Consider the following 25,121-nt stretch of genomic DNA (forward strand, 5'->3'; position numbering starts at 1 on the left):
CCGGGGGAGATGCGCTTCTTCCGGCTTCCTGGGGTCTATGTGCCGCAGGAGGACACAGCACTGCTCCTGGAGGCCTTCTCCCGGGAGCGGGTGGATCGCGGTGCCGCCGTGCTGGACGTGGGGACCGGCTGCGGCGTGCTGGCTGTGGCGGCGGCGCGGCGCCGCGCCCGGGCCTTCGCCGTCGACGCCTCGCGCCGTGCGGTGCTCACGACCCGCCTGAACGCGCTGCGGGCAGGGGTGCGCGTGCGGGCCGTCCGGGGCGACCTGCTGACGCCCGTGTCCGGGGGGCGCTTCGATCTGATCCTGGCCAACCCTCCGTACGTGCCGGTGCCGGTGCCGGTGCGGGGCGGCCGGAGGCCGCTGCACGGTCCGGGGCGGAACTGGGCCGGGGGAGCGGACGGCCGAGCCCTCCTGGACCGTCTGTGCCGGGGAGTGCCGGAGCTGCTCCGGCCCGGCGGGGTGGTGCTGATGGTGCACTCGTCCGTGTGCGGGCCGGAACGCACCGTGAAGGCACTGGAGAAGGGTGGGCTGACCGTGGAAGTGACCGCCCGGCGCACCGTGGCGTACGGCCCGGTCATGCGCGGTCAGAGCCCGTGGATGCGGGAGCAAGGGCTGATCGGGGCCGACGAGGTCCGGGACGAACTGGTGGTGGTCCGTGGCGAGCACCTCGCCTGAGGAGCCGGCCGGACCTGAGGAGCCGGCCGGCTCCGGTCCCGGCCCCCGGCGCAGCCCTCCCGGGAGGGCGGAGGCGGGCCGCGAAGAGGCGCGGCGGGTGTGGCAGGAACCGGGCGGGCCGATGCTGATCGAGGGGCCGGTGGAGTTCGTGACGGCGGACGGCAGGGTCGTCCGTTCGGACCGGCCGGTCGTCGCCGTGTGCACCTGTCGCCGGAGCCTTCTCTACCCGTTCTGCGACACCAGCCACCGCCGCCGTCGACGGCCGGATGAGTCGTCCCGGGAGCCGTGACGGGCGTGGGACCCGGGACCCCGTCAGAGAGGTCGGCGTACCGCGGAGCCACCCTCCTTCCAAGCCCCGAGAATGTGGTCGGAGAGACGGTCCTCGAGCCACACGGTGGCGTCGATCCCGAAGACGATGTCGTTCGTCAGCCCGGGATCGTCCGCCTGCAGACCGCCGATGACCTCATGGCGTACCAACTGCTCGTGCACGGCGTCCGCTTCGACGTGTTCGGCGTAGAAGTGACGGGCCGCGGGGCCCGCACCGAGTCTGTCGATCGCCTGGACCAGGCGCCGGGACGAGGGGGACGACGTGATCTCCACGGCCGCGAAGTGCCCGGCGAGCGCACCGCGCAGCGACCGGTGCAGCCCCAGCAGTGACATCAGGTTCACCACGGCCAGGGCGTGCGCCGTGGCTGCCTCCAGGTAGCGGCCGTACGCCGGGTCGAGGCCGAGCTCGCCCATCGCGGCGGCGAAGAGGCCCGCGTGGATGCGGTCGGCACGCCCCGCACCGAACTCGTCGTACTCCACGGCCACCAGCCCCGCCTTGGCCCTCCCGGTCAGCCGCGGAATGGCCCAGGCGTGCGGGTCCGCTTCCTTGAGCTGGTACAGGGAGCGCAGGGCCACGTACTCGCGCAGGTGCCGCATCCTGCCCTCGTCACGCAGGAAGTGCGAGACTCCCGCTCCTTCGGCGGGCTCCAGGAGCAGGTCCCGCAGCGCGGAGGTCACGTCCGGATGGGCCGGGACGTCGCTGCGCAGGGCAGCGAGAAACGCCCGTTCCAGCGCAGCGCGCAGCCGGAGCAGCTCCGGGTCCCATTCCCAGGCGTCGTCCACGCCGCCGAAGCCTCTGTAGTGCAGCTCGTAGCAGAGGTAGAGGGCGAGGTGGAGATCGTCTCCGTACGGGTCGGAGCTGCGCACAGCGCCGTCGGGAGCAAGGTGCGCCGCCCCTCCGGGCCGGCTGCCGAGCGCACCGATCACCGCCTCGGACAAGGTTCCGCGTGCGTCGGGCAGGCTCGGCACCCTGCTCCCTTCTGTCACGGCCGGCCCAGGTGCGCCGGAATGCATGCCGACGGGCACAGCGTGCCCGGGCCGCCCGCCTCTGTACAGCCGACGGCCGAGGACCGGCTGCTTCGCCTACAGCTTTTGCACCAGCACCAGCACCGGCTACCAATAGTGCTTACGTCCGCCGACCGCGTGCCCCACTGCGCCGAGGACCCAGAGGATCAGGCCGATGATCAGCAGGATGATGCCGATGGTCCACAGGATCGAGATTCCGGTCAGGAACCCGATGATGAGGAGAATGACTCCGAGGACGATCATGGTGTCCTCCGATGTGACGGATATCCCCTGCTTCCTACTATCTTCCCCGGTCGGCCTGCGCGCCAGTTGTTCCTGTTTCCAGCACCTGCCGACGCGTCCGCTCCTCGGCCGGGGCCTCACTCCGGCAGGCCGAGCACCATGAGGTTGACGATCACAGGCGGGAGCAGTGCGCCCCACGCGAGGTACTTGCGTGCCTTGGCGTAGCGCATGCGGCGCGGAAGGACCCAGGACGTCAGAAGCAGCACCGGCGTACCGATCACCGTGGTGAACAGGCTGTACTCGACCAGGGCAAGGGCGCCGTCGAGCGCCCGGGAGCAGTTGTCCGGCCCGCAGCTGTCGGTGGCCATGGGAGCGAGCGAGCCGAACAACACGGCCACGGGGATGAGCAGCACCGCGAGCACCGTGGCCCAGAGGGGCGCACTCGATGCGTCGTCGTCACGATCGGCGGGCCCGCCGGGACGGGCCACCCGTGCCTGCTCGGCGGCGTCCGCAGCATTGGCGTCGGCCCACGCCCGCCGCAGCTCGGCGTCTTCTCGCGTTCCCTGGTCGTTCATGGGGCCAGTGAACCCTCCGCACCGGCCGGCGCGCCTCGGGGCAGCTACTCACCACGCACAGGTGCGCATACTCATTCGCAAGGCGGAGGGGGCGGGGGAGAGGAGGGGGGAGGGCGGCTCCGGCGGCCTCAGCGGAGTTCGCCCTCGAGGAGCCCCATGATGATCATGTCGTGCCACTTGCCGCCCCGGCGGAAGCACTCCCGCCGGCGCCCCTCCTCGACGAAGCCGACCTTCTCGTAGACACGGCGGGCCGGGACGTTGTCCGCGACGACGGTCAGGGCGATCCGGTACAGACGCATGTCCTCGAAGCCGTACCGGCAGATCACCCGCATGGTGTCGGTCGCGTAGCCGCGGCCCCAGTAGTCCTTGTCGCCGATCCGGAGGTCCAGCTCGGCCGCACCGGTCTCGGGGGCGGCATCGCGCAGCCGCACCGACCCGATCAGCCGCGGTGCGTCGAGCGGCTCTATGCCGAGGAACGTGCCGGCGTAGGAGTTCCGCGGCAGTTCCTCGAAGCGCCGGGCGATCTGGGCGGCGGACTCCGGATATCCGCCGAACATCCAGCGCCCGACCTCGGGATCGTTGTTCCAGCGCCATATGAGCTCCGCATCGGAAGGTTCGAAAGCGCGAAGCCGTACAAGATCTCCAGTCAGCATGGCGGCAAGGCTGGCCCCTGCCCTCAGGCCTGCGGGAGGTTCTGCAGTACGGCGAACAGTCCCCGGACGCGGGTGCCGTCCGGGAGTTGCCAGGGGCCGCCTACGTGGCCCGTCGCCCCTTCGGGGAGGGAGGCGGGGGCGTCGGGGCCGGGCTGCAGGACCCGGTGCAGGTGCAGTTTCGTGCCGTGCAGGGCGGACAGTTCGGTGGCCTCTGCGCCGTCGGTCGTGGCGGTGACGGCGAAGTCCGCCGGGGCTGGGCCCGCACCGGTGAAGGAACGGGTGACTTCGGGGTCGGGGGTGTCGCTGACGTTCTGGTCCTGGGCCCGCACCCGGCCCTCGACGAGGGCGAGCAACTGGGCGACCAGCACCGGGTCGTGGCAGCCGTCGTAGACCCAGCGCCGCCCCAGCACCCCGTGCTCCATGGTGCCGACGAGGGCGTCGTCGCCCGCCCCCTCCAGGGGGGCGCCGCGATAGGTGAGCGGCACCAGGTAGGCGACCGGGGCCGTTCCGGAGGTGTCGGTGACGACTATGAACTCGATCCCGACCTCCCCCTGTGGGTCGTCGAGCCGGAAGCCGCCGGACCTGGTCAACTGCGGTTCGCCTGCGCCCTGGTACCAGGGGCGTGAGGGGAGCCAGGCGGTGAGCAGTTCTCCCTTGGTCGGCTTGAGGGTGGTGGCGTGGATGACGGCCATGCTGTGCTCTCTCCTCCGTCGGACGGCGTGCGGGCCCTGACACCTTCCCACCCCGGCCCGGTGCGCCCACGTGCCGGGTGCCCCCGACAATGGCACGGCCGGATCCGCTGATTTCCCATCAGTGCCGTGCATCTGTTTGATTTTGTGGACAGGGCGGGGCCGAAACCCGAGAATCACCTCCATGACGTCTCCTGAGTTCCGTACGCGCGTGACCCGGCCTTCCGAGGCCGACCGGGAGCGGGCCCTGGCGGTCCTGCGCGACGGCACCGGCGACGGCAGGCTGTCCCACGACACGTTCATGCGCCGCATGGACCTCGTCCTGACCGCCCGCACCAGCGCCGAGATCGAGCTCGCCATGGCCGATCTCCCCACTCGCGGACGGTTCTCGGACTTCATCCTGCGTACGGTGAGCCGTCTGTCCGCCTTCGGGGCCCACGTGCGCGGAGCCTGGCGCGGCGCACGGCTCCCCGGCCTCCGGCTCCCCGAGCCCGGTACGAAGCCGCTGACCATCGGCCGGGCCCCGGTCTCCGACCTGCGTCTGGAGGACGACACGGTCTCCCGCCGCCACGCGGAGCTGCGCTGGCTCGACCACGGCTGGCGCCTGACGGACCTCGGCTCCCGCAACGGCACCTACGTCAACGGCCTGCGCATCGCCGGGTCCGTCCGGGTCGGTCCCGGCGATCACGTCGCATTCGGCGACCTGGGCTTCCGGCTGTCGGTCTGACGGCCCGGCACGGCCCGGCCGCAGGCCGCAGGCTGCCGACCGCGCTGCTACTTCCCCGGCCCGCCCGTGTTCACCACGAAGTCGAAGGTCGCCTGCTTCGCCGGGCCGGCCTGGCGGACGTTCATGAGCAGGGCGGCGTTGAAGATCGGGTCGGTGTTGTTGCGGGGCTCTCCGGGGAAATAGAGCTGCGTGGTGAGGAGGGGGCCGCCGGGTGCCTGCACCTTGACGTGGAGGTGGCGCGTACGGCCCGGGTAGAGGCCCGGCACGATGGTCGTCAGCTTGAACGCTCCCCGGGCGTCCGTGTACTGGTGCCCCCTCATCCGGAAGCCGCGGTTGTCGTACGCGCCCGCGTCGTCGGCCTGCCAGAAGTCCAGCAGGGCGTGCGCGACGGGGCGGCAGGTCGGTCCGAAGACGTAGCCTTCGACCGTGAGCCGCGTGCCCCGCGTCCCAGCTTCCAGCAGCGAAGCGCGCTCGGGGGAGTCGGGCTTGAAATAGGGGCCTTCGATCTGCGGCGGCGTGGGGTCGTCCCCGTCGTCGCAGAAGGGCGTCGGCCGGAGGGGTGCGTCCGAGGGCCGGTGGTCCCGGGCGAGGGCCACGCCGCTGCCGAGCAGCGCGGGCAGGGGAACCGCCATGAGTGCCGCTTTGAGCAGGGTCTTGCGACTGACCGTCCGCCGGCCGGTCGCCTCCGCGGCCCCGGTGCCTCCGGTGTCCCCGTTGCCTCCGGTGATGCCGGTATCGCCGGTGTCGCCGGTGCGGGCGTGATCGTCCGTCATGGTCCGCCTCCTGGGGGTGAGTGACTCACCGAAGAACCTAGGGAGGCGGGCCCTGCGGATCGATGGACTCCGCTGGGTGAACATGGTGATTCCGTAGGCCTACGTGGGGCCCTGCCTTCCCGCCTCCCCCAGCTTTCCCACCTCCCCCCGCCTCTCCGGCTCCTGCGTCACCGCCCTGCGGCGGAAGTCCCCGGGGCTGAGGCCGGTCTCGCGCCGGAAGAAGCGGCAGAAGTACGCGGGGTCGGTGAAGCCCACGCGCCGTGCGACCTGGCCGACGCCGAGGGAGGAACCGGCCAGCAGCCGCTTCGCCTCCAGCGTCCGGGCCGCGCGGATCAGCTCGCCGGGCGTACGGCCGGTGGCCTGTTTGACGGCCTCGTTCAGATAGCCGACGGAGACGCCGATGCGCGCCGCGTACGCCCCGACCGACCGCTCGGCACCCGCGGTCCCGGTGAGCAGCAGGCCGAATTCCCGCGCGACTTCCGCGGCCCGGCCTGCTGCGGCGTCGGGTCTTCGCGCGCCGGGCAGGCGCAGGGCGCGTACGAGCAGGATGTGCAGGTACGCCTCCAGCACGGAGGCGTAGCCGTCCGCCTTCGCGGCGAACTCTGCCGCCATGGCCCGGACGAGCGGGCCGATGCCCGCGGCGTCGCCGTCCCCGCCGGAGGGCGCGTCGGGTAGACGGAGCCAGTGCTGCTCCGCGAGCGTGCGCAGCAGCTGCCGGTCGCCGGGGTGTGCCAGCAGGAAGTCCTCGGTGAACAGTGTCAGGACGCCGCGCAGGCCCGACACCTGCTCCCAGTGGTGCACCTGCCCGGGCAGGATGACGCACAGGTGGGGAGGGCTGAGGGGCCTGCGGACGAGGTCGATGACGTGGGCGCCCGAGCCGCCGGTCACGTAGACGATCTCGTAGAAGGTGTGCCGGTGCGGGTAGCCCGCCCGGGAGTCGGGGCCGAGGGCGTCGAAGGAGCCGATGGCGAACGGCGGTGCCTGCGGCGGTGCGACCTGCAGGCGGTGCAGGGGGAGCGGGTCGGCGTGCCGCACCCGGTCGCGTGCCCGTGTGGTCATGTCGCTCCGCCTCCGTCCTGTACGGCCCGGGATCCACGGTCAGCTGACCCCGTGGCGTGCGGCCCGGTCAAGGGGCCGGGGGAGGAGGCCGGATCGGAGGTGTCCGGATCGGAGGTGTCCCCTTGCGGCGACTGCGACTGCGACTGCGACTGCGACTGCGACTGCGATTGCGGCTGCGGCTGCGGGCGCTCGTCGCGGGCTCCGGCGGCACGGCTCCCGCTTCCGGGTGAACGCACCGGATCACCGGTGTCGCCGTCCGGTGCCCGAGGAAGGCGTCGTGGGAACGGCCCAGGGGCGCCGTGCCGGACGTCATGCCGAGGAGAACGCCGTGGAAATGCCGCAGGTGAGCGTATGTCAGGTGGACGAGTGCGCGTACAACCAGAACAGCGCCTGCCACGCGCTGGCCATCACGGTGGGAGACGCGACGCACGCCCACTGCGACACGTACTTCGTCTTCCCGTCCAAGGGCGGCGACGCCTCCGCCGTCGGCCGGGTGGGTGCCTGCAAGATGTCCGGTTGCCTGCACAACGTCGGCCTCGAATGCCAGGCGCCCGGCATCACCGTGGCGTCCCTGGGGCCCTCGGCGGACTGCCTGACGTACACGGCGAGATAGCCCGGACAAGGACAGGGCTGAGCGAGCCTCGGCAGGGCTGAGCCGCGCGCGGCCGCCTCCCGAGCGGTGTCCGGTTCCGCCCTTGGAGGTTCTGTGAAGAGCGTGGAGAATCCCCACCGTTACGCCATCGCATCTCATGTCACATCAGTGAGGAGAAGCCATGCGCTCGGTGAAGACGGCCCTCGCTCTCGGTGTTGCGGCCCTGGCCGCGGCAGGGAGCGTCGTGACCCCGGCTGCAGCCGCGACGCCCTCCGGGGACGCCAACGGCAAGGCCATGACCTGGACCCTGCTCGCGGACGGCCCCGGCGGAACCGTGCAGGTGGGCGGCGGCCCGCTGAGCAATCCGTACCAGGGTGACACCGCCACGACCACGGCCCTGCCGGTTCTCTGCCTGAGAGTCGACGGCTCGCCGGCCCCCGCCGGCATCACGCCCGGCTTCTACGCGGGCTGGGCACGCGGCTCGGTCGCGGCCACCAATCCGATCCGCGGCACCCGCCTGACCAGCCGCGCGGTCGCCGACGGAGTCTGCGCGAACAACTTCGGAACGGGCTGGCGCATGGCCGAGTTCCACGACGGCAGGTACGGGCCCAACCTGGAGAGTTCGGGCGGCTGGAGCTACTGGGCCTACGGGGACGTCCCGGCCGGGACCCGCTTCTGGACGGCCATCAACGACCAGCCGGCCAACCCCTGGAACTGACGCACCCCTCCGTCCGCGCCGGGCGAAGCCGTGGCAACCGGTCACTGCTGACTGCTGACTGCTGACTGCTGACTGCTGACTGCTGACCGCTCACCGGTCACTGCTCACTGCTCACCGCTCGCCACCCACCGCCCGGCGCGGACGGCTACCGTTCCTGCGGCCGCCCCAAGCGCAGCGTTCCGGCTATCCGTCCGCTGACGGGCCGCGAACGTCGCCCGCCCCAGGAAGTACCAGCGCCGAGCCCGCGTGCAGCGTGATGCGGACCGGCGTGAGCCCCGTGGCCTCGGCCGGCGGTTCCCCGGTGCCGGGGTTGCGGGCGAAGCGCGGGTGCGCGCCTCCGCTGATCTGGAGGCGGATGCGGTGACCGGCGGCGAAGCGGTGGGCGGTCGAGCTCATCGGCACGGTGACCTCCGTGAGGTCCTGCCCGGCGGTCCGCAGGGGAACCAGCCCGTCGCAGACGTTGAGGGAACGGCCCTGCGCGTCCACGTCGCAGAGGCGGGCGAAGACGTCGGCGTAGCCGGTGTCCGTGGAGACGCGCAGCCGCGCGGAGACCGGGCCGAGGACGTCGACGGGCCCGGTCAGCGGCGCGCTGGTGAACGTCACGACGTCCTCCCGCGCTTCCAGCGCCTTGTTGTCGCGGGAGCCGCCGCCGCGGGAGAGCAGGGGCCCGCCCAGGGAGGGAGTGGGGTCGGCGGGGTCGTAGCGGAACGTCCTCAGTGGTGCGGATTCCCCGGAGACCCGGCGGGCGGCATCCCGGGTGAGATCCCCGTTCGCGGCGGGGAACCAGGCCGTCGTCATGGCCGGTGCCGGCGGCCAGTCGTCGAGGTCCCGCCACGTGTCGTCGCCGCCGAGATGTACGCGCACGGGTGCGGAGCGCAGGCCGGCGGGGTCGTCGCACAGGTGCGCGCGCAGCCAGGCGAGGCTCTCGGAGAAGACCTCGGACCATCCCTGCTGGAGCGCGGAGGTGTGGGTCCAGGGGCCGACCAGCAGGGAGGTCCGGCATCCGGCCCGGCGCAGCCGCGCGTACTGCTCGAAGGTCTGGTCGGCCAGGGCGTCGTGCCATCCGGTGATCAGGCCGGTGGGCACGCTCAGCCGCTCCGCGGCCTCGCCCAGGGACGCGCCGTCCCAGTACGGGTCGCCGGCGTCCGGGTGCGTCATCACGTCGTCGAGCCAGGGCACTTCTCCGAGGGCGGGCACGTGCGCCCCGCGCAGCGGCCGCGCGGCGGCGATCTTGCGCAGGCTCCGCTGCAGGCGCAGTACCGCCCTTACGAAGGGGACGATCCCCCGGTGCTGGTACGTCATGCCGGCGCCGACGGTGAGGGCGTTCTCCAGGCGGAGCGCGCCGTCCGCGTGGAAGAGGGCGTAGGGGTCGTGCAGGCCGACCTGGACCACCATCGCCTTGAGCTCCGGCGGCGGGTCCAGGGCGAGGGCCCACTGCACGTAACCGAGGTAGCTGGGTCCGACGGTGCCCAGGGTTCCGGTGAACCAGGGCTGTTGCCGCAGCCAGGACACCGCGGCCCGGCCGTCGGCGGCCTCGTTGCGCCACAGGTCGAACCGGCCGCCCGAGCCGCCGGTGCCGCGGCAGCTCTGCAGGACCACGTGGAAGCCCTGTTCGGCGAAGAGCATCCCGTACATCGGTGACCACGGCAGTCCCCTGCCGTAGGGCGAACGCACGAGCAGGGTGGGGAAGTCGCCCTCCGTGCGGGGGAAGTAGTGGTCGGTGCGCAGGGGGCTGCCGTCCGCGGCGGGGACCGAGAGGCCCGGTTCCCAGCCGACCTCGTGCTGTGCGGCCGGCAGGCCGCGCCATGTCGCCCTCATCAGCCGGGAGCTGAGCGGCGGCTTCCCGGACGGTGCGGCCCAGGCGGTCCTGGGCGCGGCATCGTGCGCATGCGGTGTCATCGGCGTCATCGTGTTCCCCTCCATCATTTACGTACAGTGTACGAGAATAGGGGGTGCTTGGATGGTTTCCGCAAGTCGCAGCGGTGAGGAGAGGGGCGAGGAGAACGTGACCCGTGGAGACGGCGACGGCGCCGCCGGAGTCGACCCGCAGCAGCTCTGGCTGAGTCCCGTCCGGTCCGGCAGGGGGCGCAAACCGGCCTTCAGCCGCCAGGCGATCACGACCGCGGCCGTCGCCCTGGCGGACGCCGAAGGGCTGGAAGCGGTCACCATGCGGCGTGTCGCCGCCCAGGTCGGAGCCGGCGTCATGTCGCTCTACAACTACGCCCCCGACAAGGAGACGCTGCTGGAACTGATGGTCGACCACGTCAGCGGTGAGCTCCCGGCCACGGATCCCCTCACCGGGGACTGGCGCACCGACCTCAAGGCCATCGGCCACCTGCAGCGCGCCCTCATGCTCCGGCACCCCTGGCTCCCCGCCGCGCTGTCCTCCCGCCGTTCCCTCGGCCCCCGCACGCTGGCCTTCCTGGAGCGCGCACTCGCCGCCCTGCGGCCGACCGGGCTGGACGGCGCCGCGAAGCTGGAGGTCTTCGCCCAGCTCACCGGATTCGTCGCCGCGCACGTCGCCCACGAGATCGCGCAGGCCGCGACCGCGCAGTCACCGGACCGGGCCGCAGCCGAAGCCCGCTACCTCGCCGCCGTCGTCGCGGACGGCCACCACCCCGAGCTCGCGGAAGCCCTCGCCGCGCCCGGACGGCCCCTCACCCCCGAGGCCACCTTCACCCGTTTCCTCGACCGTCTCATCGACGGACTCGACACGGATGCGGACACCGGCTGAGACAGCACCCTGAGGGCGCCTCGCCACGAGGCGGCCGGAGACCCGGGACTGCCCCTGCCCCGGCTGCACGAACCGCTCGCCGACCCAGCAATCGCGCGGTACGCAGCCCAGAACCCGGCCCGCTCGCCGGCAGACATGCGCCGGCTCCTCGACGAGGCGGGCGGGGTTGCGGTACGGGCGGCGGTGACGCAGGGCCCGTCGCGGGGCCGGCGGCCCGGTCACAGGTTGTCGAAGTGCTTCATCCGGTCCAGGATCCGGTCGGCGTCCGGGTGGTGGAGTTCGTCGGTGATGCGGCCGTCGGCCAGGAAGACGACGCGGTCGGTGTAGGCGGCGGCCGCGGGGTCGTGGGTGACCATGATGATGGTCTGCCCCATGTGGTCGGTCAGGTGGGCGAGGAGGGAGAGGACTTCGGCGCTGGTGGGGGTGTCGAGGTTGCCGGTGGGCTCGTCCGCGAAGACGATGTCGGGCCGGCCGGCGAGGGCCCGGGCGCAGGCGACGCGTTGCTGCTGCCCGCCGGACAGTTCCCCGGGACGGTGTCCGAGCCGGTCCGTGAGGCCGAGCGTGGTGACGACTTGATCGAGCCACTGCCGGTCGGGACGCCGGCCGGTGATGGCCAGGGGCAGGGTGATGTTCTCCGCCACGGTCAGGGCGGGCAGGAGGTGGAACGCCTGGAAGATGAACCCGATCCGCTCCCTGCGCAGACGGGTCAGCCGGCGCTCGGAGAGGCCGGCCAGGTCGGTGTCGCCGATGAGGGCCCTTCCGGACGTGGGCGTGTCCAGCCCTGCGAGGCACTGCATGAGCGTGGACTTGCCCGACCCGGACGGGCCCATGATGGCGGTGAAGCGCCCCTGCTGGAACGCCACGCTCACACCGTCGAGGGCAGCGACGCGGCGTGCTCCGCTGCCGTACACCTTGGTGAGGTCCGCCGCGGAGGCGGCGGGCGGGGCTGCCGGCGGATGGTGTGCGGAGTGCTGGTGTGCCGGGCCGTGGCGCAGGTGTGCCCAGGTCATGCGATGCTCCTCGAGGACGGTGCGGGTGCGGTCGGCTGCCGGAGCGCCCGGAGCGGGGAGGGCGCGTTCGCGTCGGTGGCTGGCGAGGGCGGGTCCGGTCTCGTGGGTGCGGCGAGGCCGGTGCGGGTGGCGAGGAGGGCCAGGACGCGTGCGCTGAGGGCCGTGGCGGCGGCGCCGTTGCGCCCGAGGTGGCCGGTGCCCGGCTGGTGGTCCAGGAGGACGGGCTGCCGGCCGGAGCCCGCCTCCTGGAGCGCGGCGCAGAGTTTCCAGGCGTGCCAGGGAGGGACCCGTGCGTCGTTGCCCCCGGTGATCAGGAGCGTGGCCGGGTAGGACTCGCCCTGCCGCACGTGGTGGTAGGGCGAGTACGCCAGGAGCGCTGCGAGCGCGGCCGGGTCGGCGGGATCCCCGTACTCGTCGTGCCACAGGCGGCCCAGGCCGCCCCCTGAGGTGTAGCGGGCCATGTCGGTGAGGGGCGCGGCGCAGGCGACGGCCGAGAAGAGGCGAGGGGCGCGGAGCACGGCCGCGGCCAGCACCAGGCCGCCGTTGCTGGCGGCCAGTCCGGCGAGCCGTCCCGGGTCCGCCTCGCCCTGGTCGACGAGGGCGCGCGCGGCTGCGCACAGGTCGTCGACGGCGCGCGACTTGCCCGCGCCCCGCCCCGCCGCCGCCCACTCCGGGCCGAACTCGCCGCCGCCCCGGGCGTGCACCCAGGCCACGCGCCCGCCCGCGGTGAGCCATGCGGCGAGGATGGGGTCCCACGAGGGTTCGAGGGGGACGCCGAAGCCGCCGTAGACGGTGACCAGGACCGGGGCCGGGCCCGTCCCGGCGGGGGAGGGCGGGTCGCAGACGGTGACGGGGAGGGAGGTGCCGTCGCTGCTGACGGCGGTCGAAGTGCGGAGGCGGGAGTGGCCTGCCGGCGGGGTGACGGGCGGTGCGCCGGGGGTGAGGCGGTGACTCCAGCAGCCGTCCCGCGGGTCGTCGGCCAGGATCCACAGCGCGTCGCCGGGACGGCCGTCACCACCGCACGATGAGGGCCCGATGCGCAGCCTGGCGTGCCAGGTCAGGACCGTGGTGTCCCGGCTTCCCGACTCGGACTCGGCACTTCGCTCAGCGGGGACTCCGTCCTCGGCGCGCCTGCCCAGCGTGGGTTGCAGGCCGAGCAGGCTGAGGCGCCGGGTGGTGCCGTGCCGGCTCAGGACGGCCAGGCAGGGCGACGGCCCCCGCTCCAGGACGCGCAAGGCCTTGACCTCTCCTGGCATCGGTCCGGTGCCGGCGATGCGGGGGAGCGGGGCGGGCGCTGTGACGGGCCCGCGGGCCGCGTCCGGCAGGGCCAGTGCCGATACCTCCCGGCCCGTGGCGAGGTAGAGATGGACCGTGCCGAGAGCGAACGCGGTGATACGGAGGTCGTCGAGGGGAAGGGGCTGCCAGTCGGGCGTGCCGTGGCCGTCCCAGAGGGTGCACCACCACTGTGCCGAGGGCGCCTTCGCCGCCCGGGTGCGCAGCAGCAGGTGGCCGCCGGGTCCGCGGTGCAAGGAGATCCTCACCGGTCCGGGGACGGGAAGTTCCACGGTCCGGTACGGATGCCGGGCCGCGCTCCGGGCCGGGTCGTCGCGTAAGGGGCGGGCGTGCAGGGCGTGTTCGGTACGGGTGCCGGCGCTGTAGAGCAGGAGGTCGCCGGCGTAGGCCACGGCGGGGTGGGGTGAGGCGTCGGGAAGGTACGCCGCGGGTGCGGTGCCGTCGGTGGGGATCAGGTGCAGGCCGCCGTTCTCGTGCCCGTCGTGGTGGAGCTGGACGAGCAGGGCGCGGCCGTGGGGGTCGGGGTGCAGGCCCGCCGTCCTGGTGGGGGAGGGGCGGTCGCCGGTGTCCAGGAGGGTGCGGGTGCGGCCGTGCGGGTCGGTCGCGGTGAGGAGCTCGCTGCCGGAGGCGCTCAGCACCTGCCGGAACAGCACCCCTCCGGCTTCCACCGGTGGGCTCAGGAGGCGGCCCGCGGTGGCGGTCTCGATCCTTCGCAGCAGCGACTGCCAGGCGTGGTCGTCGGTGCGTTCCCGGTGGGCTTCGAGCAGGCGCTGCTGTGCCGTCAGCCACGCGCGCGTGCGCGACGAGTCCTCCTCCAGCCAGCGGAAGGGATCGGCCGGTTCACCGGTCCGCCCGTCCGGCCGGGCAGCGTCACCCGCCGCCGGTACGCCGTCAGCCACGGCTCGCCTCCACCGCCGGAGCTTCCGCCGCTGCAGCTTGCACCGCCGGAACCTCCCCGGCGCGGGCCTCCCGCGCGTCCGTGGACCCCTGCGCGTCCAGAGACTGCTGCGCCTCCGCCGTCACCGTACGGCGGGCGGTGGTGAACCAGCCCACCACGGCCAGGAGGACGACCAGGGCGGCCGCTGTCGTGACCGTCGGCCCCAGGCCGAAGGCGTGCGCGCTCGCACCGGCGAGCGTGGGCCCGAGCGGGGCGACGGCCTGGGAGAGGAAGCCGCTGGCACTGTGGACGCGCCCTTGCAGCTGGGGCGGCGTGATGCGCATCTGCATCGAGGAGAGCACCACCGTGATCACGGGCCCGCCGGCGGTGGCGATCGCCAGCATGAGGGCCGCGCCCCACGTGCTGCGGACCGTGGCGAAGCCGAGCAGGGCGAGGGCGATGACGGCGGTGGCCAGGGCGATGCCCCGGCCTGCGGGGAGTCTGCGCGCCACCGGGGCGGCGATCAGGGATCCGGCCACCGCGCCCGCACCGAAGCAGGCGGTCTGCACGCCCACGGCCACCGAGCCCGCGCCGCTCCTGTCGCAGGAGGCGATGACGACGATCAGCAGGCCGTTGAAGACGAGGTTGAGGACGGTGGCGTTGAGCGCGCCGTAGCGCAGGAAGGGGGACCGCCACAGGAAGCGCAGGCCTTCGGTGACGGCCCGGAGAGCCGGCTGCTGCTTGCCGGTGGGGCCCGCTTTGGCGGGCAGGAGGAAGGCGCAGCAGGCCGCGGCGAGGTAGGTCAGGGCGTCGGCGGCGAAGACCCAGGCGGCGTTGGCCTTGAGCAGCACGCCCGCCACGAGGGGGCCGACGATCAGCGCGAGTGCGGCGCGGCTCTGGATCAGGGCGAGGGCGCGGGGCAGGAGGTCGGCCTGGACGAAGGTGCGTACGGCCACGTTCTCGACGGGGGCCAGGGTGCTGCCCACGGCGCCGAGGAGGAAGGCGGCTGCCAGGAGCGCGCCCGGGTGGACGGAGCCCGCCGCGCGGAGCACGGCCAGGGTGCCCAGCACCAGGGCGCCGACGGCGTTGCCCAGGAGGAGGAGCGTCCGGCGTTCGTAGCGGTCGGCGAGCACCCCGGCGGGCAGCCGGGCCGCCACGATCCCCAGGGACAGCGCGGTACTGGTGAATCCGGCGTGCCGGACGTCGCCGCTCACCTGGTAGGCGACCATGGGCAGGGCGATGACCGAGGCCGCCGTGCCCACGGCGGAGGCGGCCTCCCCGCTGAACAGCAGCCAGAACCGCCTGCCCAGCTTCTGCTTCGGCTGCTTCACGCCGCTCTCCTTGCGAACTGTTGCCGGACGGTGGACATCGGGTGGGCGGTCATCACCGAGGGCAGGGCGACCGCCAGGACGGCGGCGGCCAGGACCGCGGCGGTCCAGGGCACGTCCAGGGCGGGCAGCGCCCCGGTGCCCAGGGAGGCGGCGAAGGGGACCAGGCAGGCGAGTGCCGTGGCGGCCGCCAGCGCCGCCCCGACGGCGGCCGCGCCGAACGCTTCGTAGAGCACGCAGCGCAGCAGCTGGCCTCTGCCCAGCCCGAGGGCGCGCAAGTGGGCGCGCTGGGCGCGGCGGTCGCGCTGGGCCAGGGACGCGGTGTTGGCCGCGGCCAGCAGCGCGTAGCCGCTGACGACGGAGACGATCAGGCGTGAGGCGAGGTCGTCGGCGGGGTTGCGGGGCTTGAGGTCGTCGAGGTACTGCGCGCGGGAGGCGACGGTCTGACCGGCTTCCTTCGGCCAGGAGCGGTACGCACCGCTGAGCAGGATGCGGTCGGCGTACGGTTCCCGGGTGTGCTGCAGGGCCGTGGTGCGGGCGATGACGAACGCCGGGAAGGCGAGGTCGCGTTCGTAGACGGCGACGAGGGTCAGCTCGGGGCGGGACCCGTCCGCCAGGGCGAGCCGGACCTTCTGGCCGAGTTTCCAGTGGTGGGCCTCGGCCTGGCTGACGCCGGCGGCGAAGGCCCCCTCCCGCAGCTCCGACAGCCGGCCTTCGCGTTCCTTGAGGTCCAGGGACTTCACGAGCGCGGAACCGTCGGCCCCCCAGGCGTCCACGGGGGAGGGCTGGTCGTCGAAGGACGTGGGAGGTGCGGTGATCCGCGTGGACACCAGCACCGTGGCGGTCACGCCGGAGAGAGCTCCGGGGCCGCCGGAGGACGCGGCGGGCTGTACGGGAAGGCGGTGCCCGGGGCGGGCGGTCACCACGCCGTCGGCACGGAGCCCGTCGCCCGTCTGGCGCGCGACGGCCTCTCCCATGGTGGCGCCGGTGCCCAGCAGGCAGACGGCGATCCCCACCGCGAGCAGGACGGGCACCGCCATGGCCGTCGTCCGCGCGGGAGCCGCCCGCAGTCCGGCGGCGGCGATCCGTCCCACCCGCCGGTCCGCGATCCGCAGGACGGCGCACACCGGCCGGGTCAGCAGGGGCACGATCCACGGCGCGAGGACGGCGAGCGTGGGGATGAGCACCAGGGCGAGGCCGGGGGCGACGGCAGCCCGCACCGTTGAGGGGAGCTGGGTGAAGGCCATGACGTACAGCAGCGGAACGCACAGCATCACGGCCATGGTCAGGCCGGTCAGCAGCCGTGCCCGGCCGCGGCGGGACGCCAGGGACCCTTCCGTGTCCTTCATGAGCGCGCCGGGACTGACGCGCCCGGCGGCGAAGACGCTGGCCATCGCGGCCAGGACGGCCACGGCCCCGGTGGCGATGCACACGCCTACGGCCGTGCCCCACACCTGGCCCGAGGAGGGCAGGGAGGCCGCTTCGGGGAAGAGGTCGCGGTTCACCAGAAGGCGTCGTCCCGCGTGCGCCAGGGGCAGCATGCCGAGGGCTCCCACGGCGGCCGCGGCGACCGCGAGCCGGGCCACGTCACCGGCGACCAGGCGCCGCAGCCGCCCGGCTGTGACGCCGAGCGCGCGCAGGACGGCGAACTGCCCGAGCCGCTGCCCCGTCCACAGCGACACGGTCGAGCCGATCACCAGCACGGCACACATCAGCAGCATGGACAGCAGCAGGGAGAGCAGGTCGCGGGCGTCCTGGGCCTGGGCCGCCGCCACGGAGCGGGCGGGGAAGTCCGCCCGGCCCGCACCGATCAGGAGCAGCGTGCAGGCGCCCACTCCCGCCGCCGTCATGGCGCAGGCCACCGCGGCTCCGGCCAGGCGGCCGGGGTAGGCGCGCGCTTCGGCGAGGAAGAGACGGCGCATTCGCATCGGTCCGGCGAGGGGGCGAGAGGGTCGGGACGCCTCGGACACTGTCTTCTGCCCTCCACAGTGCGTAAGCTGGAAGCAGCGCAGGGGAGGCCACCCACATTGTGGCCTCCCCGCGCTCATTTACGGCCGGTGCGACCGCTTGTGACGAAGCGTCAGTGGCACACGACGACGCTGACGGAGCTCAGAGGAGCGTCGAGGACAGTCTCCTCGTCGAGCTCCTGCAGGGCGAGAACGTTCGGCATTCCTTGTCACCTCCTTCAGGGGTGCGGTGGGGAAGGGGCGGTCCCGGTCTGCGCCGGGGCGGCCTTTCAGTGGCAGCCGCCGAGGCTGATGGTGCTGATGGGGGCGTCGACGATCGTCTCCTCGTCGAGCTCCTGCAGGGCCAGAATGTTCAGCATGTCCGTACACCTCCTTCAGGGGTGTGGTGCTGCGGTGGTGTGGTGGTGTGGTGGGAGAGGTCCGGTCCTGTCTGCGCCGGCCGGAGCGTCAGTGGCACACGACGACGCTGACCGAGCTCAGGGGAGCGTCGAGGACGGTCTCCTCGTCGAGCTCCTGCAGGGCGAGAACGTTCTGCATGTCTTCTCACCTCCTCTCTCAGGTTTGAGGGGCCGGGTGGGCCGGAGCGTCGCTCCCGGCGGGCGGCCACCCGCAGGTGGGGTGAGCGCCGGGGAGCAGACGGCTGCCGGGGTTCTGGGCGGCGACGAGCGCGATCACCGCGCCGGCGGAGCCGGTCGCCAGGTCCGTCGAGAGACGGACCAGCTGGTCGCCGTGCAGGACGTGAGCGTCCTCGTACGGCGCCAAGTGCAGGGAAAGGGCGTGCAGATGGCGGTCCAGCTCTGCTCGCCACCGCCCCGTACGGGCCGGGGTGTGGGAGAGCAGGTACGCCAGCCCGGAGCGGCCGTTGAACAGGCCGCCCTGCAGGACGACTTCCACCGCGCCGGCCCGGGCGGCGCCGGCCACGATGCCGTCGGCACCGACCGCGGCCGCCTGGGGCGGGGGAAGCGCGAGGGCGGCCATCGCGACGCCGGCGGAGCCTTCCGCCAGGTAGGGCAGCAGCCGGCTCGAACTGTGCATCTGCAGCATGCCGTCCACGTCGCGGGCGTGCACCAGGTCGCAGCGTACGGCGCGTTCGGCCGCCGCCGCCCATTGCAGGTCCCCGGTCACTTCCGCGCAGCGGGCCAACAGCACCGCCGGCCCCGACCAGCCGTACATCAGCCCCGGCCGGTCCAGCAGTCCCTTGACCCCCACCTGCTCACGTACCCGCAGGGCGAGGGCGAGCGCTTCGTCCTTCAGCCCGACGTCCAGGAAGAGGTGGGCGATTCCGGTCAGGCCGCCGAACAGGCCCGGTGAGGCGGGCAGGGGGCCGGCCAGGAGGCGGTCGACCAGGTTCGCGGCCTGCGGGTGCCCCAGCCGGTGCAGGAGCCACGCGGCACCTGCCAGCCCGTCGTAGAGACCGGGCGGCGCGTCCAGGTGAGCCCGGCGCACGGCATCGGCCAGCCACTCGACGTCCTCCCCGGAGACTGTGCTTCCGGCGGCGTGCTGTGCCCACAGCACGCCCGGCGTGCCGTGCGCGAGCCCCAGTGAGGCGCCCGGACGGTACCCGGCCACGTCGCAGGGGTGGCGCCGGTCCTTACGGCCGGGGTCGGCCGAGCGGGAGATGCCTCGCAGCAACGTTTCCGCGGTTGGAGCGGTCGGCGCGGTCGGGTGCGGTGGGTCGGCGACGATACCGCTGGGCGTTCCGGAAGGTGGCAAGTGGGGGCGCAGCGTGGGCGACAGCGCCAGGCGTTCGGTCATCTGCCGGATGAACTCCGCCGGCAGGGAGGGGAAGGAAGCGCGGGCCAGCTCGATCAATGAGGCTACGACGCGAGGGTTGCGCAAGGTCAGCACGGTGAGGGGGACGAGGGCGGCGAGCTGACAGCAGCCCAGGGCGAACAGGTCCGCCTCGCGCGGATCGGTGAGGGCGGGGTCGGCGAAGCCGGGCGCCCCCAGCGCGGCACTGCGGACCGAGTCGAGCGGGGCGGCGAGCTCGAAGTCCACGAGCGCCACGGTGCCGTCGGGCCGGATCAGGATGTTGCGGTGGTGGAGGTCGCCGAAGGCCACTCCGGCCTCGTGCAGCGCCCGTACGCATTCCGCGACCCGTGCCATCCGCTCGACGACGGAGGCGGCGAAGCGGTTGCGGGCCGCCGCGGTGGGCCGGTGGCGGGTGAGCGGGTGCTCGCGCCCCAGCCAGGCGCTGACGGTCTCCCCTTCGACGTACTCCATGGCGAGGTAGTGGTGTTCCCAGGCCGTGAAGGAGCCGTACCGGCGCGGGACGAACGGCAGGTGCCCGAGTCTGCCGAGGACCGCGTCCTCGGTGCGCAGTCTCGCGACCGCGTCCAGGCCGTTGGCGTCGAGGCCGGCGTGCGGCCGGGCCTCCTTGAGGACGACCTGCCCGCCGTTGCCGTCGGCCGCGAGGTACACGCCCCCGCCGTTGGAGAAGTGGAGCGCCTTGCGGACCTCGTAGCCGCCGAGCGAGGCCGACGCTCCGCCGGCCGCCGGCTGCTCCGCGAGGAAGTCCGGGACGCCCGCCCACGGAGGGACGGTGAAGACCGGGCGGCGGGGGTCGGGCACGAGCTGCCCCTGAGGCGTGCGCATCGCGGGGACGCGGGTGCCGTCGGCGAGTTCGCACCACATCAGCGTGAAGGCTCCGTAGCGGACCGACACCGGGCCGTCGTCCCAGCGCCGGTCGGACAGTACGTACGGCCCGGGCCGCCCGCGCATCGCCGTCCCGAGCTCCTCCAGAGCCGTGCGCAGCTCGTCCGTGGTCCGGGGGTAGACGGTCACGGCCTTGCCGCTTGCGGCCCGGTGGGCGTACTTGGTGTTCATCGCGGCGACGATCTGCCGGCTGCGCAGGAACTTCCACGGCAGCCCCAGCCGCCGGCAGACGTCCCAGGCCGCTTCTATCGTCTCCTCGGCGGCGCCGGGCGTCGCACTCACGTGGATCTTCCAGCCCTGCTCCGGCAGCTCTGCGGCGTCACCGGGCGTCAGGAATTCCCATACGCCCTGGTGTTCCCGCCGCCATTCCGCCGGGAGTTCCCGTACGGAGAGGGAGAACAGGGAATCCGAGTCCTGGCAGCGGTCCAGCGGCTCGTACCACGTGGAATCTGCGATGGTGTACGCCTCGTATCTCGGATCCATGGTGCCCTCCCGCCGTGCTGCAGGCGACATCTTCTTATGTCGTCGTCAATGTCTGAAAAGGCTTACTGGGATTACTGGTTACTGGTCACTGGATACCGGTTGCCGGAGCGCTGCCCCCGGTGCGACCGGTGAGTGGAACGCTTTTCCGTTCCGCTACGAGAATCCTCCACCCGCTCGCCATCGCCCGGCAATCGGCGTAAGTCCACGCTTAACCGGAGATCTACCATCCGGTAATGCGTGGGGCGGGCAGTCCGGATCCGAATCGTCAAGCAATTTCCGGCGAATGCCGGAGAGTTGCGGGTGCTCGGCCGGACCGGCGCGCGGTATCCGCAACGCACGCGTGCGCCGAGCAGTCGGGGAACGCCGGCGGCCGGGAGCCGGGTCGTCACAGTGCCACCGCTGCTGCCGCGGGCGCCCGTCTGTCCTCCCGGAGCTGCGGCAACGCCGCCCCGTGCAACGCCGGTTCTGCCGGGTGCAGCTCAGCCGGGTGCAGCTCAGCCGGGTGCAGCTCAGCCGGGTGCCGCTCGGCCGGATGCTGCTCGGCAGGGCGCCGCTCCGCCGCCTCGCCCCGCAACAGGAGGTGGCCGAGACGGGTGACGGTGTGGATCGCATGGCTGCGGTTGCGACGCGTCGAGACCAGGCCGGCGGCCCGCAGGACGGCCATGTGCTGACTCACCGCGGCCGCGGACACGCCCAGCCGTTCGGCCAGCTCGGCGTTGGTGCAGCCCTCGCGCAGCGCGCGCAGTGCGGCCGCTCTGGTCCGCCCGACCAGGGCGGCGAGGCTGTCCGGCCCGCACTGCGGGCCGGTCGCCCGTCCGCCGTCCAGCAGCCGCGTCAGCTCCTCCGGCCCCGGGCGGTCGGGAAACACCAGGACGGGGGCACGGTGCGGGCCCTGCCGAGCCGGCGGGAGCACATGCCCTGCGCGCTGCAGGAACAAGGACGGAGCCAGCACCAGCCCGCTGCCGTCCAGCTCCCTCTCTCCGGAACGTACGCCCGCGATCTCCAAGGCTGGTGCGTTCCAGCGGATTCCCGGACCCAGCGAGTCCAGCAGCACTTCCACGCCGTCACGGCACATGATGTCCCGCAGGGTGTCCCGGACCTCGCCGAGATAGGCGCGGATCCGCCCCCAGTGCGGTGCGACGGCCATCTGCTGGAAGTCCTGGACCGCGGAATGCACGGATATGGCGGGAACCCCGGCTCCGTTCGGGGGAACCATCGTGTGGCGTCCCCCGCCGGTACACAATTCCAGCAGCCTTCCCGGACCGCCCGGAACCCGGATCAGCGTCGCGACCCGCTCCATTCTCGGATCGGCCCGGCGGCCGCCCCCGCACACCCCTTGCCGCCATGCGCGAAAGCCCTCTCCGCGGCCTTCCCGGAGCGCCTCCAAGGCGAACAAGGCCTCCATGGACAGGAGATCCGATTCACTGATCCTCACGCGTGCCAGGTCGTCGACCGACAGAATGATGCGATACATGAAGAGCGGCCCCCGCAGCGATCGGCTCCGCCTGGATGCGCGGCGACGTCCCGGTGCCGGCGGACGGAGCGTTGGCCAATGCTGATGTGCATGGTTCCCGGCTCCCGGGCCGGGCGGGGGATGGATAATCGAGTCCGTCACCTCAGCAGACGGGCACCGGAAGTCGACACGGTGACCTCCTGCCGCCGCTTGCGCACCCGTTCGCCCGCTGTCCAGCGCGTCCCTCCGTCCGTCCGGTCGACCGGCCCCCGGTCAGCCCTCGGTCGGCCGCCGCCCGGCGGGCGATCGGCCCCGCCCGCGCGACGAACGGCGCGGTTGCCGGCCGCCCGGCGCAGCTACCCTCCTGCTCATGGAGGCACTGTTCGTACGGTTGTCGCAGCTGGATGCGGAAGCGGGGGATGCCATCCGCGTCGTCATGTTCTACGACACGCTGATGCGCCGCCGGGTGGACCTTCCGGCGCTCGCCCGGGCTTCGGCGGGCCTCGCCGAGTGCGTGACGGGGATCCGGCTCTTCGGCACGGGGCGCGCGATCCGCATCGGCCCCGACGGCCGGGAGGCTCCCGCCCCGGACCTGCACGCGCCCACCGGGTACGAGCCTTCCGTGCATGGGACCTCCAGGAACGGGACTTCCAGGAATGGGCCCACCGCGCACGGGCCCACCGCGCACGGGCTCTCCGGGAACGGATCTACCGCGCACGGGTCCATGACGGTGCCGATCACGCTGGACGAGGAAGAGATCGGTGCCGTGTGGCTGGAGCGTCCCGGCCCGCCCGGCCCGTTCGACGACCTGCTGCTGGACCGGCTCGCCATCGCCGTCGCCGCGGCCGTCGAGCGCCACGGCCCGGCCTTCACCACCATGGCCGACCCCGCCCTGGTGGAACTCGTGATCAGTCCCGACAGCGACGAGGCCGCCAGAGCCCGCGCGCTGCGGCTCATGGGGTTCTCCGCCGGGCTTCCGGTCCGGGTGGCCGCCGTGCGGTCGGAGATCCCACTCGACCACGTGGGCGGATCCATCTGCGCGACCCGTCCGGTGAAGGCGGCGGAGGTCGCCGGAGTGGGTGTCATCCTGGCGCCGGCGATTGCCGCGGACCGGCTTCCGGCAGGCGTACGCGCGGGTATCGGCACCGCCGGCTGCCCGGCCCGGTCGTGGCGGCAGGCCCGTACCGCCCTCCGCTTCGCCAGTCCGCGCGAACCCGTCGTGCACTACGACGGACTCGGCGCCCTCGCCCTGCTCGCCGAGATACCCCAGGACCTCTCCCGGGACAACGCCGACGTGGCCGCGATCGCCCGCATGGCCGGAAGCCCGGACGACCTGGAGACGCTCGACGCCTACTGCAGCACCGGATCCCTGCGCCGGGCGGCCGACCTCCTGCACCTGCACCACAGCAGCGTCGCCCGCCGCCTCGACCACATCGGAACGACCCTGGGCATCGGACTCACCGAGCCCGCCGGTCTGGTCCGCGCCCGGCTCGCCCTCACCGCATGGCGGCTGCTCGACGACTGACACCTTGTCATCCCCCCTCGTCGTCCCCCTCGCGTCGGTGAGCTGCGCCTTCCGCCGCCAGGGCGCGGTTCGCTGACGGAGCGTCGGAACTGCCACCCGTGCGTGCAGACGTGAAACGGGCGTGGTGCAGGATGACTTCTCGCGCCGGGTCGGGCAGGACTGCCGTGACCCGGCGAGAGCACGATCCGTCGGGACAGACAGGTACAAGGTGACGAATCATTACTCCGGTCATTACTCCGGGCTTCCCGCGATGGCGCACGACGCCGCCGCTCCCTCCTCCGCAGGGCAGGGAGGACACCGGTGAACCGGGATCTGACACTGCATGACATCATCGTCGCCGGCATCGCCGTCGCGGCGGGCCTGGCCGTCGCCCTCGTGCTGCGGGTGGTCCTGCGCTGGCTCGGCGTGCGCGCCCTCAGGACCCGCTGGCAGGGCGACGACATCATCGTCGACGTGCTGCGCACGCTCGCCCCCGGGTGCGCGGTCGCGGCCGGAGTGGCGGCGGCCGCCGGGGCCCTCCCGCTCACCCGCCAGGTCGGCCACATCGTCGACGAGGTGTTGATGGCCGTCATCGTCCTCATCGCGACGTTCACCGCCGCCCGGGTCGTCAGCGGACTGGTGCGCTCCATGGCACAGTCCAGATCGGGCGTGGCCGGATCGGCCACGATATTCGTGAACATCACGCGCATCGCGGTCCTGGCGATGGGCTTCCTCGTCATGCTGGAAACCCTGGGCATATCCATCGCCCCGCTGCTCACCGCCCTCGGCGTCGGCGGCCTGGCGATCGCCCTGGCCCTGAAGGACACCTTGGCGAACCTCTTCGCGGGCGTGCACATCCTCGTCTCGAAGACGGTCCAGCCGGGCGACTACATACGGCTCAGCAGCGGCGAAGAGGGCTACGTCCGCGACATCAACTGGCGCATCACGGTGGTCGAGCAGCTCAACAACAACCTGGTCATCATCCCGAACGCCAAGCTCGCCGGCACGAACATGACCAACTTCAGCCGGCCCGAACAGAAGCTGTCCGTCACCGTGCAGGTGGGCGTCGGCTACGAAAGCGACCTGGAGCGCGTCGAACGGATCACCGTCGAGGTCGCCGAGAGCGTGATGAAGGACGTCGACGGCGCCGTCCCCGACCACGAGTCGCTCGTACGGTTCCACACGTTCGGGGACTCCCGGATCGGCTTCACGGTGATCCTCGGAGTCGGCGAGTTCAGCGACAAGTACCGCATTAAGCACGAGTTCATCAAGCGCCTGCACCGGCGCTACCGCGCCGAGGGCATCCGTATCCCCGCTCCGGCACGGACCGTCTCCCTGCAGCAGGCCACCGAGACGGCCACGGAAACCACGATCCCGCACCCCCGCGCGTCCCTCGACCAGGCTTCCTGAGCGCCCTGACTGTCCTGAGAGCCGTCCCCGAAATCCGCTGACGCTGTGCGTATTAGCGCTTGCTGTGTGTTGTTTCGGGGGTGGTGGCGTGTGAGGCCCCCCATGCGGTGTGGGTCACTTACGAGGGTGGGTAGTGGGTGGGGGGTCGGTATTGCGGGGGCGGGCGGGTTTCGGGGTGGTGGTCGATGAACGGGCGTAGTAGGTCACAGTGATTGCCAGGGGTTTTCGGGGTCGCTAACAATTGCGGGGTCGCTGGGCGCCGTCGACCGAGAAACGGCGCTTGATTTCTGCGCCGCTTCAGGGCCGGGCGACATCCGCGATTGGAAGGTTCAGCTCAGTTATGCGCTCCACCGTCTCCGCTTATGCCCGTC

Annotated in this window: 24 protein-coding genes and 1 pseudogene; 8 read left to right on the forward strand and 17 right to left on the reverse strand. The window is 72.7% G+C overall.

Going from position 1 to position 25,121, the window contains the following annotated elements:
• Positions 1-9 precede the first annotated feature (9 nt).
• Positions 10-675 carry a HemK2/MTQ2 family protein methyltransferase gene (locus tag ACFPP6_RS35055; RefSeq protein ID WP_382050855.1) on the forward strand — a complete coding sequence of 222 codons (666 nt, stop codon included), beginning with the start codon at positions 10-12 and terminating at the stop codon, positions 673-675.
• Between the two features lie 121 nt (positions 676-796).
• Complete coding sequence (locus tag ACFPP6_RS35060) at positions 797-964, forward strand: CDGSH iron-sulfur domain-containing protein (RefSeq protein ID WP_382050857.1); 168 nt, start codon at positions 797-799, stop codon at positions 962-964.
• A gap of 23 nt (positions 965-987) precedes the next feature.
• On the opposite strand, the gene ACFPP6_RS35065 is transcribed toward ACFPP6_RS35060, so the two are convergent.
• The 5 genes from ACFPP6_RS35065 to ACFPP6_RS35085 form a co-directional block, all read right to left on the reverse strand.
• Complete coding sequence (locus tag ACFPP6_RS35065; RefSeq protein WP_382050859.1) at positions 988-2,016, reverse strand: iron-containing redox enzyme family protein; 1,029 nt, start codon at positions 2,014-2,016, stop codon at positions 988-990.
• Positions 2,017-2,115: 99 nt separating this feature from the next.
• Entirely contained in the window at positions 2,116-2,271 is a 156-nt protein-coding gene (locus ACFPP6_RS35070; protein WP_173864753.1) for a DUF6131 family protein, read from the reverse strand.
• 116 nt (positions 2,272-2,387) lie between these two features.
• The gene (locus ACFPP6_RS35075) at positions 2,388-2,825 is read right to left on the reverse strand and encodes a hypothetical protein (RefSeq protein ID WP_382050861.1); all 438 of its coding nucleotides are present in this window, start codon (positions 2,823-2,825) and stop codon (positions 2,388-2,390) included.
• A gap of 128 nt (positions 2,826-2,953) precedes the next feature.
• The gene (locus ACFPP6_RS35080) at positions 2,954-3,478 is read right to left on the reverse strand and encodes a GNAT family N-acetyltransferase (protein ID WP_382050863.1); all 525 of its coding nucleotides are present in this window, start codon (positions 3,476-3,478) and stop codon (positions 2,954-2,956) included.
• 23 nt (positions 3,479-3,501) lie between these two features.
• Positions 3,502-4,170, reverse strand: coding sequence for a maltokinase N-terminal cap-like domain-containing protein (locus ACFPP6_RS35085; protein WP_382050865.1), 669 nt, complete (start codon positions 4,168-4,170; stop codon positions 3,502-3,504).
• A 181-nt stretch (positions 4,171-4,351) separates the two neighbouring features.
• On the opposite strand from ACFPP6_RS35085, the gene ACFPP6_RS35090 reads away from it, so the two are divergent.
• Positions 4,352-4,894, forward strand: a complete 543-nt coding sequence (locus tag ACFPP6_RS35090; RefSeq protein ID WP_335581061.1) for a DUF1707 and FHA domain-containing protein — start codon at positions 4,352-4,354, stop codon at positions 4,892-4,894.
• A 53-nt stretch (positions 4,895-4,947) separates the two neighbouring features.
• Here ACFPP6_RS35090 and ACFPP6_RS35095 read toward each other — a convergent pair.
• Together ACFPP6_RS35095 and ACFPP6_RS35100 are read right to left on the reverse strand one after the other, a co-directional pair.
• A pseudogene (locus ACFPP6_RS35095) lies at positions 4,948-5,526 on the reverse strand (dioxygenase family protein); the annotation flags it as partial.
• A gap of 240 nt (positions 5,527-5,766) precedes the next feature.
• Entirely contained in the window at positions 5,767-6,726 is a 960-nt protein-coding gene (locus tag ACFPP6_RS35100) for a helix-turn-helix domain-containing protein (protein ID WP_382050868.1), read from the reverse strand.
• Between the two features lie 334 nt (positions 6,727-7,060).
• Between ACFPP6_RS35100 and ACFPP6_RS35105 the strand changes: the two genes are divergently transcribed.
• The gene (locus ACFPP6_RS35105) at positions 7,061-7,339 is read left to right on the forward strand and encodes a DUF1540 domain-containing protein (RefSeq protein ID WP_382050896.1); all 279 of its coding nucleotides are present in this window, start codon (positions 7,061-7,063) and stop codon (positions 7,337-7,339) included.
• A gap of 160 nt (positions 7,340-7,499) precedes the next feature.
• Complete coding sequence (locus ACFPP6_RS35110) at positions 7,500-8,036, forward strand: hypothetical protein (protein ID WP_382050870.1); 537 nt, start codon at positions 7,500-7,502, stop codon at positions 8,034-8,036.
• Between the two features lie 183 nt (positions 8,037-8,219).
• On the opposite strand, the gene ACFPP6_RS35115 is transcribed toward ACFPP6_RS35110, so the two are convergent.
• The gene (locus ACFPP6_RS35115) at positions 8,220-9,935 is read right to left on the reverse strand and encodes a CocE/NonD family hydrolase (protein ID WP_382050872.1); all 1,716 of its coding nucleotides are present in this window, start codon (positions 9,933-9,935) and stop codon (positions 8,220-8,222) included.
• A gap of 61 nt (positions 9,936-9,996) precedes the next feature.
• On the opposite strand from ACFPP6_RS35115, the gene ACFPP6_RS35120 reads away from it, so the two are divergent.
• Positions 9,997-10,770, forward strand: coding sequence for a TetR/AcrR family transcriptional regulator (locus ACFPP6_RS35120; protein ID WP_382050873.1), 774 nt, complete (start codon positions 9,997-9,999; stop codon positions 10,768-10,770).
• 218 nt (positions 10,771-10,988) lie between these two features.
• Here ACFPP6_RS35120 and ACFPP6_RS35125 read toward each other — a convergent pair whose 3' ends face one another.
• The 9 genes from ACFPP6_RS35125 to ACFPP6_RS35165 form a co-directional block, all read right to left on the reverse strand.
• Positions 10,989-11,780: an ABC transporter ATP-binding protein gene (locus ACFPP6_RS35125; RefSeq protein ID WP_382050875.1), complete on the reverse strand. Its 792-nt coding sequence runs from the start codon at positions 11,778-11,780 to the stop codon at positions 10,989-10,991.
• Complete coding sequence (locus ACFPP6_RS35130) at positions 11,777-13,972, reverse strand: prolyl oligopeptidase family serine peptidase (RefSeq protein ID WP_382050878.1); 2,196 nt, start codon at positions 13,970-13,972, stop codon at positions 11,777-11,779. The genes ACFPP6_RS35125 and ACFPP6_RS35130 overlap by 4 nt, the downstream gene beginning before the upstream one ends.
• Complete coding sequence (locus tag ACFPP6_RS35135; protein WP_382050880.1) at positions 13,965-15,281, reverse strand: MFS transporter; 1,317 nt, start codon at positions 15,279-15,281, stop codon at positions 13,965-13,967. The genes ACFPP6_RS35130 and ACFPP6_RS35135 overlap by 8 nt, the downstream gene beginning before the upstream one ends.
• Positions 15,278-17,200, reverse strand: coding sequence for an FtsX-like permease family protein (locus tag ACFPP6_RS35140; RefSeq protein WP_382050882.1), 1,923 nt, complete (start codon positions 17,198-17,200; stop codon positions 15,278-15,280). The genes ACFPP6_RS35135 and ACFPP6_RS35140 overlap by 4 nt, the downstream gene beginning before the upstream one ends.
• 158 nt (positions 17,201-17,358) lie before the next feature.
• Positions 17,359-17,448: a class III lanthipeptide gene (locus tag ACFPP6_RS35145; RefSeq protein ID WP_382050884.1), complete on the reverse strand. Its 90-nt coding sequence runs from the start codon at positions 17,446-17,448 to the stop codon at positions 17,359-17,361.
• A 66-nt stretch (positions 17,449-17,514) separates the two neighbouring features.
• Positions 17,515-17,604 carry a class III lanthipeptide gene (locus ACFPP6_RS35150; protein ID WP_193564165.1) on the reverse strand — a complete coding sequence of 30 codons (90 nt, stop codon included), beginning with the start codon at positions 17,602-17,604 and terminating at the stop codon, positions 17,515-17,517.
• Positions 17,605-17,692: 88 nt separating this feature from the next.
• Positions 17,693-17,782, reverse strand: coding sequence for a class III lanthipeptide (locus ACFPP6_RS35155; RefSeq protein WP_382050886.1), 90 nt, complete (start codon positions 17,780-17,782; stop codon positions 17,693-17,695).
• 18 nt (positions 17,783-17,800) lie between these two features.
• A complete protein-coding gene (lanKC, locus tag ACFPP6_RS35160; RefSeq protein ID WP_382050888.1) occupies positions 17,801-20,383 on the reverse strand; it encodes a class III lanthionine synthetase LanKC in 2,583 nt (860 codons plus the stop codon).
• Positions 20,384-20,768: 385 nt separating this feature from the next.
• On the reverse strand, positions 20,769-21,599 hold the full coding sequence (locus tag ACFPP6_RS35165) for an ArsR/SmtB family transcription factor (RefSeq protein ID WP_382050890.1): 831 nt from the start codon (positions 21,597-21,599) through the stop codon (positions 20,769-20,771).
• A 607-nt stretch (positions 21,600-22,206) separates the two neighbouring features.
• Here ACFPP6_RS35165 and ACFPP6_RS35170 point away from each other — a divergent pair.
• Together ACFPP6_RS35170 and ACFPP6_RS35175 are read left to right on the forward strand one after the other, a co-directional pair.
• Positions 22,207-23,361 carry a PucR family transcriptional regulator gene (locus ACFPP6_RS35170; protein WP_382050892.1) on the forward strand — a complete coding sequence of 385 codons (1,155 nt, stop codon included), beginning with the start codon at positions 22,207-22,209 and terminating at the stop codon, positions 23,359-23,361.
• A gap of 300 nt (positions 23,362-23,661) precedes the next feature.
• Entirely contained in the window at positions 23,662-24,750 is a 1,089-nt protein-coding gene (locus ACFPP6_RS35175; protein WP_382050894.1) for a mechanosensitive ion channel family protein, read from the forward strand.
• Positions 24,751-25,121 lie beyond the last annotated feature (371 nt).

Source organism: Streptomyces aureoversilis, assembly GCF_042657885.1.
Taxonomy (GTDB): domain Bacteria; phylum Actinomycetota; class Actinomycetes; order Streptomycetales; family Streptomycetaceae; genus Streptomyces; species Streptomyces aureoversilis.

Bases quoted from the DNA above. Each gene is read 5' to 3' on its own strand.
- ACFPP6_RS35055 (WP_382050855.1), top strand. From the start codon at position 10: ATGCGCTTCTTCCGGCTTCCTGGGGTCTATGTGCCGCAGGAGGACACA.
- ACFPP6_RS35060 (WP_382050857.1), top strand. From the start codon at position 797: ATGCTGATCGAGGGGCCGGTGGAGTTCGTGACGGCGGACGGCAGGGTC.
- ACFPP6_RS35065 (WP_382050859.1), bottom strand. From the start codon at position 2,016: ATGCATTCCGGCGCACCTGGGCCGGCCGTGACAGAAGGGAGCAGGGTG.
- ACFPP6_RS35070 (WP_173864753.1), bottom strand. From the start codon at position 2,271: ATGATCGTCCTCGGAGTCATTCTCCTCATCATCGGGTTCCTGACCGGA.
- ACFPP6_RS35075 (WP_382050861.1), bottom strand. From the start codon at position 2,825: ATGAACGACCAGGGAACGCGAGAAGACGCCGAGCTGCGGCGGGCGTGG.
- ACFPP6_RS35080 (WP_382050863.1), bottom strand. From the start codon at position 3,478: ATGCTGACTGGAGATCTTGTACGGCTTCGCGCTTTCGAACCTTCCGAT.
- ACFPP6_RS35085 (WP_382050865.1), bottom strand. From the start codon at position 4,170: ATGGCCGTCATCCACGCCACCACCCTCAAGCCGACCAAGGGAGAACTG.
- ACFPP6_RS35090 (WP_335581061.1), top strand. From the start codon at position 4,352: ATGACGTCTCCTGAGTTCCGTACGCGCGTGACCCGGCCTTCCGAGGCC.
- ACFPP6_RS35100 (WP_382050868.1), bottom strand. From the start codon at position 6,726: ATGACCACACGGGCACGCGACCGGGTGCGGCACGCCGACCCGCTCCCC.
- ACFPP6_RS35105 (WP_382050896.1), top strand. From the start codon at position 7,061: ATGCCGCAGGTGAGCGTATGTCAGGTGGACGAGTGCGCGTACAACCAG.
- ACFPP6_RS35110 (WP_382050870.1), top strand. From the start codon at position 7,500: ATGCGCTCGGTGAAGACGGCCCTCGCTCTCGGTGTTGCGGCCCTGGCC.
- ACFPP6_RS35115 (WP_382050872.1), bottom strand. From the start codon at position 9,935: ATGACACCGCATGCGCACGATGCCGCGCCCAGGACCGCCTGGGCCGCA.
- ACFPP6_RS35120 (WP_382050873.1), top strand. From the start codon at position 9,997: ATGGTTTCCGCAAGTCGCAGCGGTGAGGAGAGGGGCGAGGAGAACGTG.
- ACFPP6_RS35125 (WP_382050875.1), bottom strand. From the start codon at position 11,780: ATGACCTGGGCACACCTGCGCCACGGCCCGGCACACCAGCACTCCGCA.
- ACFPP6_RS35140 (WP_382050882.1), bottom strand. From the start codon at position 17,200: ATGCGCCGTCTCTTCCTCGCCGAAGCGCGCGCCTACCCCGGCCGCCTG.
- ACFPP6_RS35145 (WP_382050884.1), bottom strand. From the start codon at position 17,448: ATGCCGAACGTTCTCGCCCTGCAGGAGCTCGACGAGGAGACTGTCCTC.
- ACFPP6_RS35150 (WP_193564165.1), bottom strand. From the start codon at position 17,604: ATGCTGAACATTCTGGCCCTGCAGGAGCTCGACGAGGAGACGATCGTC.
- ACFPP6_RS35155 (WP_382050886.1), bottom strand. From the start codon at position 17,782: ATGCAGAACGTTCTCGCCCTGCAGGAGCTCGACGAGGAGACCGTCCTC.
- lanKC (WP_382050888.1), bottom strand. From the start codon at position 20,383: ATGGATCCGAGATACGAGGCGTACACCATCGCAGATTCCACGTGGTAC.
- ACFPP6_RS35165 (WP_382050890.1), bottom strand. From the start codon at position 21,599: ATGGTTCCCCCGAACGGAGCCGGGGTTCCCGCCATATCCGTGCATTCC.
- ACFPP6_RS35170 (WP_382050892.1), top strand. From the start codon at position 22,207: ATGGAGGCACTGTTCGTACGGTTGTCGCAGCTGGATGCGGAAGCGGGG.